Annotated in this window: 6 protein-coding genes and 1 other RNA gene; 1 reads left to right on the top strand and 6 read right to left on the bottom strand. The window is 47.4% G+C overall.

Annotation, left to right across the window (positions count from 1 at the left end; genetic code table 11):
* A partial coding sequence (locus SIN01_RS06215; protein WP_141306018.1) for a tyrosine-type recombinase/integrase occupies positions 1–316 on the top strand: 316 nt, incomplete at its 5' end.
* Between the two features lie 139 nt (positions 317–455).
* Here the strand turns inward: SIN01_RS06215 and ssrA are convergent.
* From ssrA to treP, 6 genes are all read right to left on the bottom strand, one after another.
* Positions 456–813, bottom strand: a transfer-messenger RNA (tmRNA) gene (gene ssrA, locus SIN01_RS06210).
* 98 nt (positions 814–911) lie between these two features.
* Positions 912–1,379, bottom strand: a complete 468-nt coding sequence (gene smpB, locus SIN01_RS06205) for an SsrA-binding protein SmpB (RefSeq protein ID WP_028983174.1) — start codon at positions 1,377–1,379, stop codon at positions 912–914.
* 263 nt (positions 1,380–1,642) lie between these two features.
* Positions 1,643–2,512 carry a Cof-type HAD-IIB family hydrolase gene (locus tag SIN01_RS06200; protein ID WP_010027838.1) on the bottom strand — a complete coding sequence of 290 codons (870 nt, stop codon included), beginning with the start codon at positions 2,510–2,512 and terminating at the stop codon, positions 1,643–1,645.
* A gap of 13 nt (positions 2,513–2,525) precedes the next feature.
* Positions 2,526–3,245: a trehalose operon repressor gene (treR, locus tag SIN01_RS06195; protein ID WP_010027839.1), complete on the bottom strand. Its 720-nt coding sequence runs from the start codon at positions 3,243–3,245 to the stop codon at positions 2,526–2,528.
* Between the two features lie 189 nt (positions 3,246–3,434).
* The gene (gene treC / locus SIN01_RS06190; RefSeq protein WP_047035193.1) at positions 3,435–5,114 is read right to left on the bottom strand and encodes an alpha,alpha-phosphotrehalase; all 1,680 of its coding nucleotides are present in this window, start codon (positions 5,112–5,114) and stop codon (positions 3,435–3,437) included.
* A gap of 44 nt (positions 5,115–5,158) precedes the next feature.
* Positions 5,159–6,583 (bottom strand): PTS system trehalose-specific EIIBC component, encoded by a 1,425-nt coding sequence (gene treP, locus SIN01_RS06185; RefSeq protein ID WP_010027687.1) that lies wholly within the window; start codon positions 6,581–6,583, stop codon positions 5,159–5,161.
* Positions 6,584–6,935 lie beyond the last annotated feature (352 nt).

Raw genomic sequence — 6,935 nt, 5'->3', positions numbered from 1 at the left:
TTTTGACTGTCCAGTGAACCTAGTATTTGTAAATAAAAAAATGGAACTCGTAACCAATACCGCAGTTAATAAGTGCTTAAAACAGCTGTGCGGAAAACTTGGAATAACGGAGATCACCTGTCATGGACTTCGCCATACGCATGCGTCTATTTTATTGTATAAGGGGGTTAGCATCAATTATCTTTCCCGTCGGTTGGGACATGACAGCGTTCTGACAACCATGCGCGTTTACACACACATATTAGATGAGCTTGCTCAGAGAGACTCTGAGACGACAGACGCTGCGATGGATGACCTCTTCCAAGTCGCCAAATAAGCTCCGGAACAATCCGGAATTCATCCGGAATTATTTCGGATAGTATCGGATGGCATCGAATTCTCCTCAAAAGAAAAAGCCCGAAAACCTTGATAAATCAACGTTTTCGAACCTTCTCAAGAATCTCACAGAATTGTGGATATGGAGACGGTGGGAGTCGAACCCACGTCCAAAGACATCGTAATTTAAGTTTCTACGAGCGTAGTCGGCATATTAGCGTTTCGCCTCGGCGTTGGCCTGCCGACAGGCTTTCGCGAGGCTATCCCGATTATTCTCTTCCATGGCCCTCAGGATGCGGGCTTCCGGCGTATCCCACTAGAGTGAGTCCCTGATCCTACCACATGGGCGATGGAGGGAGGGACCGCTAAAGCTGATTAGGCAGCTAGAGCGAGGTTGTTATTCGTTTTGCCAGTTATGGCTTTGGCGTTTTTACGAGGCCGACCCCCTCGGCTCGCCGCTTAAACCCGACCTGCCCCTGTCGAATCCGTAACGTCCCCGTTTAAAAAAAGCAACGGGACTTGCGGTGAAAATCCATAACTGTAACTGTGCTTAACACAGTAATTGAATTATAGCAGATGATCCGCTGCTTTTCAACTTACACTTTTTGGTTATTGCGAAATGCGCGTGCCATTTCGCGCTGAGCACTGCGTTTTTTCATCGATTCGCGCTTATCGTACATTTTCTTGCCGCGTCCAAGTCCAACGAGCACTTTGGCAAAGCCGTGTTTGATATAAATTTTCAGCGGAACAAGTGCATAGCCCGTCTGATCGGCGGCCGGCCCAAGCTTATTAATCTCCTTGCGGTGCAAGAGCAGCTTGCGCGTACGCAGCGGATCGTGGTTGTACCGGTTGCCTTGTTCGTATTGACTGATGTTCATATTATAAACAAAGGCTTCGCCGTTTTCGATGCGGGCGAATGCATCTTGGATATTCACTTTTCCGCGGCGAATGGCTTTAATTTCCGTTCCTTGCAGGACAAGTCCCGCCTCAACTGTTTCTTCAATAAAATATTCGTGACGCGCCTTGCGGTTTTGCGCAAGGACGCGGCTTTCGCCTTTTCCCATTACCAACACCTGCCAAACATACGTTCATTAGTTCATTATAGGCGATACACGCCCCGCGGGGCAAGTCCCCGCATTTTGTGTCGACTCATCTGCGCATTCTGCGTGGTGATATAAGATCGAGCAAGATTAAAATGACAAGAAACACAAAAGAGGTCAGCAGCATATCAGAGGCGTCTTTTTTGACTGTGCCGCGAACTGACTGTACCAGAACCACTGAACCACAAAGCTGGCAACAAACAGTCCGGCATAGTACAGGACCTTTTTCATCGCAAGCCGCCCTTTTCGTCGCTTGGATAGCCAAGCGCTTCATAAATCGCATGTGCGACGCCATCCTCATTACAATCGATTGTCACACGGTCACAATAGTTCTTGATCTCGTCATTGGCATTGCCCATCGCCACCGATACACCGGCCACATCAAACATGGAAAGATCATTATAATTGTCCCCGATTGCCATGACCTCGCGAAGCGGAATCCCCAGATAATGCGCCAAATGATCGAGCGCATTGCCTTTGGATACGTTAGGCGGCATGATTTCAAAATTGCCTGTACCGCTGGTGACAATGCTGTATTTGTGTTTCCCTTCATAGGTCTCGCGTGCTTTTTGCAGTTTCTCGTCGTCATAGGAGAAGATAATAATTTTCGAGAACTCGGTATGATTCGTCTCGAATACGCTCCAATCGTCAACCGCACGGTAAAAATCATCGCGTGTCGCACCTTGGAAGCCGACGGATCGGTCTTCATGAATTCCGAGGCGTTGCAGTTCATCGCGCAGCCAGTCGACACCCTGTTCCGGAACATAGATATGATGTGTTGAATAGACTCCAATATAGTAGTGCTGTGCGACAAGTTCCTGAACAATCGCCAGCGCTTCGTTGCGATCCAAAAAGTCGGCACCCAGCAACTTGCCGTCGGATGAATGGATCGTCGCCCCATTGGCGCCGATCAAATGCGCCTCCACGTCAACTTCACGCATTTTACTGCTAATATCAAAAAAGGCGCGTCCGGAAGCAATTGCCAGCGTCACTCCTTTTGCGTGAGCATCGCGCAGTGCTTTCAAATTTCCCCAACTGATTTCACGGTGCTTATTCAGCAGCGTTCCATCCATATCCATCGCCAATAGTTTTATCATCGGATCCTCCTGTTTACATATGATCGCGGCGTGCAAAATCGACAAAGCGGAATTTATCTGCTCGGTGTCTGGATTCGGTATACTGAAATAATTGCGCATTCTCAAGATACACGAGGCTGCGTACGACAACGACATGTGTTCCCTCATGCATCGTCAGATAACGATAGTCTTCCTCGTTCGCCGATTCAACGGTAATTTCTTTTTTTGCAAAGCCGATTTTCAATCCCAATTCATTTTCAATATAATCATACAGCGAATGCGCGCATTGATCCGCAGTCAGCATCGGCACAACCTCTTGAATTAAGTAATCCCGATCTAAAATCACGGACTCGCCCTCTGTTGATCGAGAACGGACGACCTGCCAGACCGTCTGCCCCTCCTGCAGATTCATCATCATTTTCAAGTGCTCATCAGGGTTTAGTAAGACGACCTGGTGAACATCGGTCGTCCATTGCCGTTTTGAATGAGCCGCGAGTTCGCGAAAACTTGTAAGTCCGGAAATGGGAAAGTTCTGCCTGCTGACATCCAGAACGATCGACCCTTTTCCTTGAACCTTTTGAATATAGCCGTTGCGCGATAGCATCGCGAGCGCCTTGCGGATCGTTTCGCGAGAAGCATGATACTGCGCGCATAGTTCATTTTCAGTCGGCAAAAGTGCCCCCGCATCAATCTTTTTTTTGAGTATTTTTTCGCTGAGGTCATGATAAATCGAGACAAATTTGCTTTTCCTCATCGTGTTCGTGCTCCTTAAGGCGGCAAAATGCATGGATTCGTCCGCGACTGCCTCTCTGCTGTAAAGGATAAGAAAATAATAAAAAGAAAGGGCATACTTCGCCCCTATCTTTCATTTCCCACTATTTAGTATACCAAAACAGATCCATGAAAACCCTCACAATGCAGATGAATTCGTGAATTTTCCAAATCAATTCAGAAGGTATGCTGCCGACTCGTAAGGACGGAGCGGCAAACGGGCAGCAAGGTGCAGTGCATCCGGATAGTTATGAATCAGCAATGCGTTCTTCCCATTTAAGAACGCCTGCGGCACTGAGAATGGAACCGAATGATTCGTAAAATTGCTGACCACAAGCAGCTGCTTCCCGTCATTGCTACGCACGTACGCAAAGATGTCCGGGTGTTCCGGGGCAATCAGCGCAAAATCGCCGTCCCGAATCACAGAAAATTCTTTTCGCAATCCGATCAATTTTCGGTAATAATGAAAAACAGAATCCGGATCTTCAAGCGCAAGCGTAGCGTTAACCGTTTGCGCGTTTGGCGCAAGCGGAATCCACGGTGTACCCGTAGTGAACCCGCCATTTTCCCCTGCCTCCCACTGCATCGGTGTCCGTCCGTTATCACGTGATTTTTGCTGGAGAACCGCCATGATTTCTGCTTCATATTTTCCTTGCTTTTTCAGCAGTTCGTAGGCATTCAGCGTCTCGATATCACGGTATTGGTCAATCGAGGTGAAGTTCGGATTGGTCATGCCGAGTTCTTCGCCCTGATAGATATAAGGTGTGCCCTGCATCAGGTGGAGCGTGGTCGCCAGCATTTTCGCCGATTTAATCCGGTATTCCCCTTCATCACCAAAACGAGAGACAATCCGCGGCTGATCATGATTGCACCAGAAAAGCGCATTCCAACCCCCGCCATCATGCATGCCTTTCTGCCAATCAGCCATGACCTTTTTCAAGTCTGGGAGATGCAACGTGCCAAGTGCCCATTTCTGGCCGTTCGGGTAGTCGACTTTTAAGTGATGGAAAGTAAAGACCATTGTCAACTCTTCATGCTTTGGATTCGTATAACGAATGCAGTTCTCGATTGTTGTTGAGGACATCTCGCCAACAGTCAGTGTTTCTGCACGTTTGCCGAACACCTGTTGATTCATTTCGTGTAGATATTCATGTACACGCGGACCGTCTGTGTAAAAGGGCCGCCCGTCTCCCGGTGAGCTCGGATCGTGATCATCCGGAAAGTGCTGATCCTTTGAAATGTTATTGATGACATCAAGCCGAAAGCCATCGCTGCCCTGATCGAGCCAGAAGTTCATCATTTTATACACTTCTTCGCGTACGTGTTTATTTTCCCAGTTTAAATCCGCCTGACTGACGTCGTATAAATGTAAATAATACTGATTGCTTTTCACATCGTATGCCCATGCCGATCCGCCGAATTTAGATTGCCAGTTGTTTGGCGCCCCGCCGTCTTTTCCCGGATCGCGCCAAATGTAATAATCGCGATAAGGATTGTCTTTGCCCTTGAGCGCTTCTTGAAACCAATGGTGCGCGGTTGACGTATGATTCACCACAATGTCCATGACGATTTTCAGGTTGCGTCTATGCGCTTCATTGAAGAGGCGGCGTAAATCGTCCATGGTTCCGAATTCCGGCTGCAGACTGTAATAGTCGCTAATATCATAGCCATTATCGTTCTGCGGCGAACGATACATAGGCGTCAGCCAGAGCACATCCGCGCCCAGTGTTTTGATATAGTCGAGCTTTTCAATAATCCCGTTAATATCGCCAATTCCATCTCCATTTGTATCGTTGAAACTCTTCGGATAGATCTGATAAACAGTCGCTGATTTCCACCAATCGTGATGCATTTGAGTCACACCCAATCTTTTTTCTTTACACCTTGTCTCTGTCGTTACCCTTCGTCAATTGAATTTTTACTGAATTTCGCGAAAATATAGGTGAGTACAAACGGCAGGATTAACACGATCATCATGCCGATGAAGAACACACCCCAGTAGTTCGGAATGATCGACAGAAAACCAGGCAGCCCGCCGATGCCAATTGATGTTGCTTTGACGCCGAACAAGGTGATGAATGCCCCGGCAATTCCGGAACTCGTGATCGCTGCCAAGAACGGATAGCGGAATCTGAGGTTGACCCCGAACATTGCCGGTTCCGTAATTCCAAGCCATGCAGAGATGGACGAGGTCATTGCCAAGCCTTTGAGCTTTGCGTCTCGCGCAATTAAGAACATTGCGAATGCCGCCGCCCCTTGTGCGATATTTGATAATGCGAGCATCGGCCAAAGGAACGTAGAGCCAGTGCTTCCGATCAGCTGCAAATCGACGGCAAGGAAAATCTGATGCATCCCGGTGATGACCAAGACGCCGTAGAAGAAGCCATAAACCAATCCGCCGACAATCGGTGCGAAGTGAAATAACGCAACAATTCCTGCCGTGATCCAGTTTGCCAGCGTCAGCGTCACCGGTCCGATAATGGTAAAGGAAAGCAGCCCGGTAACCAGAAGTGAAACCGGTGCGACGACAAGAAGCTGAATCGAATCATAGACATGTTTTTTCAAAAACAGTTCAAGCTTCGCCAATACATAGGAAGCAACAAGAACTGGGAGTACTTGGCCTTGATAGCCCACCTTGTCAATGTGCAGACCGAACAGATCCCAGATCGGCACCGTGCCTTTGTTCTGGGCATCCGCTAAGGCATATGCATTAAGCAACGACGGGTGCACAAGCACCAGCCCAAGTACAATACCGAGCAGCGGGTTGCCGCCGAATTTCTTAACCGCTGACCAACCGATCAGCGCCGGCAGGAATACAAAGGCAGTGTTGGCAATGACAAGGATAATGTCCGCAAAGTCTTTCCATTGCGGATACGCTTGCACCACCGATTTTTCGAAGAAAATCCCCGGATTGGCAAGAATGTTGTTAATGCCCATCAGTAAACCGGCGGTAACAATTGCCGGCAGGATTGGAATGAAAATATCCGCTAAGGTTTTAATCCCCTTCTGCAGCGGATTCATTTTTTCTGCTGCAGCGTCCTTGACTTCCTGTTTCGTTGCTTCACCAATCCCTGTCAGACGAACGAAAAGGTCATAAACCTTATCAACCGTCCCGTTTCCAATCACGATCTGAAATTGACCGTTGGCTGAGAACGACCCTTTAACCAGATCAATTGTATTTAATTTTTCTTTATCGACCTTGCCTTCATCATTTAGGATCAAGCGAAGACGTGTGACGCAGTGTGTTGCGGCATTAATATTTTCAGCGCCGCCAACCGAATCAATAATTTGTTTGACCGATGATTCATTGATCGCTGCCATTTCGATCCACTCCTAATAATTGATGTATCAAAAAAAGATTGCGCTTTCATTAGTGCCTAGTGAATCATTCAGATCACATGCGGATGCACGGCCGCTGCATCGGCAATGATGATCGTCCATCATTAATTAGTACAGTTGTTATTATAGCGCTTACATTCATATTTGTATAGTCAAATCGTGAATTTATTATTCGTTGTATAGATGAATACTTGTCCCCTTATACTTACGCCTCCTGATACCTTGTGGATGAATAAATCGAACACGAAAAGAAAGTTGTTCCAGCTGAAAGGTGCTTCTCAAATCAATGCTTTTGACCGGTCTATTTTCCTTCGCTTCGTTTATATCGGATTTT

The organism is Sporolactobacillus inulinus, from assembly GCF_006539285.1.
Lineage (GTDB): Bacteria > Bacillota > Bacilli > Bacillales > Sporolactobacillaceae > Sporolactobacillus > Sporolactobacillus inulinus.
Note: the sequence above shows the minus strand (reverse complement) of the source record. Positions and strands in the feature narration are given on the sequence as shown.

Coding starts and splice junctions, on each gene's coding strand:
- smpB (WP_028983174.1), bottom strand. CDS start 1,379: ATGGGAAAAGGCGAAAGCCGCGTCCTTGCGCAAAACCGCAAGGCGCGT.
- SIN01_RS06200 (WP_010027838.1), bottom strand. CDS start 2,512: ATGATAAAACTATTGGCGATGGATATGGATGGAACGCTGCTGAATAAG.
- treR (WP_010027839.1), bottom strand. CDS start 3,245: ATGAGGAAAAGCAAATTTGTCTCGATTTATCATGACCTCAGCGAAAAA.
- treC (WP_047035193.1), bottom strand. CDS start 5,114: ATGCATCACGATTGGTGGAAATCAGCGACTGTTTATCAGATCTATCCG.
- treP (WP_010027687.1), bottom strand. CDS start 6,583: ATGGCAGCGATCAATGAATCATCGGTCAAACAAATTATTGATTCGGTT.